The sequence below is a fragment of the Vibrio sp. Vb1574 genome, from assembly GCF_033338675.1.
Genome location: NZ_JAWOTC010000159.1, coordinates 1 through 1,569 on the forward strand (window position 1 = coordinate 1; position 1,569 = coordinate 1,569).

At 41.5% G+C, this 1,569-nt stretch carries 3 protein-coding genes; 2 read left to right on the forward strand and 1 reads right to left on the reverse strand.

Going from position 1 to position 1,569, the window contains the following annotated elements; translation table 11 throughout:
- Nucleotides 1-58: 58 nt before the first annotated feature.
- Nucleotides 59-466, forward strand: a complete 408-nt coding sequence (locus R7O12_RS24395) for a DUF3293 domain-containing protein (protein ID WP_318126616.1) — start codon at nucleotides 59-61, stop codon at nucleotides 464-466.
- A gap of 53 nt (nucleotides 467-519) precedes the next feature.
- Nucleotides 520-1,002: a putative 4-hydroxy-4-methyl-2-oxoglutarate aldolase gene (locus tag R7O12_RS24400; protein WP_005460676.1), complete on the forward strand. Its 483-nt coding sequence runs from the start codon at nucleotides 520-522 to the stop codon at nucleotides 1,000-1,002.
- Here R7O12_RS24400 and R7O12_RS24405 read toward each other — a convergent pair.
- Nucleotides 999-1,469, reverse strand: a complete 471-nt coding sequence (locus tag R7O12_RS24405; RefSeq protein ID WP_318126617.1) for a ribonuclease regulator — start codon at nucleotides 1,467-1,469, stop codon at nucleotides 999-1,001. The two genes, R7O12_RS24400 and R7O12_RS24405, sit on opposite strands and share 4 nt — an antisense overlap.
- Between the last annotated feature and the right edge of the window lie 100 nt (nucleotides 1,470-1,569).

A 1,569-nucleotide genomic window follows, 5' to 3' on the forward strand; every position in this document is an offset into this window, starting at 1 on the left:
CAGTTTGTTGATTTATATCAATTGATGAAATGTAACTGTTATTAATCGTTTAAGACTTATGATAGAAAAAAGTAATACGAACATAGATGTATCGTTATGGAATGCTTATTCAGAATCTTTTTTTCATTTTGAGGCTGAATGGCATACGTCAAGTTATGCGGTGATAACTGCTTGGAACCCCTACAGTAATTTGCGGTCAAAGAAAGAGAACTGCATAAGTAATCAAGAGTTAGAAAAACAACTTAAACACGCGAATTACGTGCTCGTTAACGTAGGTGATCGCTGCTTTGAATGGTGTGAAGAGAGTTTTGCGGCGGATATATCATTAGAAGAGGCTGTGCGATTGGCAAAAGTGTTTCAACAAAATGCCATTTACTATGTGATAGATGGTGATCTTTACTTAGTTGCGTGCGCGGCACCGAGCAAAAAACATTGGCTAGGTAAAATTAACGACAGGCTCGTATAACAGGATATCTCTCGTTGGGGTTATGCCCGAGCGAGCAAATTCACGGAGGAAATATGAGAGACATAACACCAGATATTTGTGATCAATTTGAAGACCAAGTGACGTTGCTAAATTTACCACTACAGAACTTTGGTCAACGTACCGCCTTTCATGGCGAAATTGTCACAGTGCGTTGCTATCACGATAATTCTAAAGTACGTGAAGTTCTAGAACAGGATGGCACTGGCAAAGTCTTGATTGTTGATGGACACGGTTCCTGCCAAAAAGCGCTGCTTGGTGATCAGCTGGCGATACTCGGTATCGAAAATGGTTGGGAAGGTATCATCGTGTACGGAGCGGTGCGTGATGTGGCACAAATGTCGCAAATGGACATAGGAGTGCAAGCGTTGGGTACATGCCCGTTTAAAACGGAAAAGCGTGGTGTGGGTGAAGTCAACGTGACGTTAACGATGCTGAACCAAATTGTTCAACCAAAACATCATGTTTATGCCGATTGGAATGGGGTGTTGATTTCAAAAGAAGCACTCGATTTTTAGAATCGGAAACCTAAACCTACCTCAAAGCCTTGTTGCCAATCTTGGTAATCCAACGTCGCGTGAAGGTCTAACTTATCGGTAATTTTCACGCGGCTAGAAAGTTCAGCAGCGAGGCTACTGTCTTCGGTTTGAATGCCGTTGCTATTCTCAGATTTGTAAGATCTTACGGTACTTTTTACGGTGACACGATCATTGAAGTGGTAGCTGATCCCGCTGAGAAAGCCGCTTTGGTTTTGAGTCGGAGAGTTATTGACTCGCGCACCTACATAAAGGTCAACAGAATCAAAAAGTTCATAGGCGTAGCCACCATCAATATTCCATACATCAAAGCTGTCGGTTTGGTAACTTTCACTCGAGATAAAGAGTTTGTGAGGAGACGTGCTTGTTTTCCCTGGAAGGGGAGGGAGATCGTTAGCAAAAGAAACGCCAGACACTAAAAACAGTAACAGAAAAAGCCATTTTTTCATGTCCACCACTCCTTGTGTCTAACTTTTTTATTAGTATCTGCTAAAAGCTTCTCACTATTAAAGCATAGAATATGAAAGCCAACACATCTATTTTCTAAAT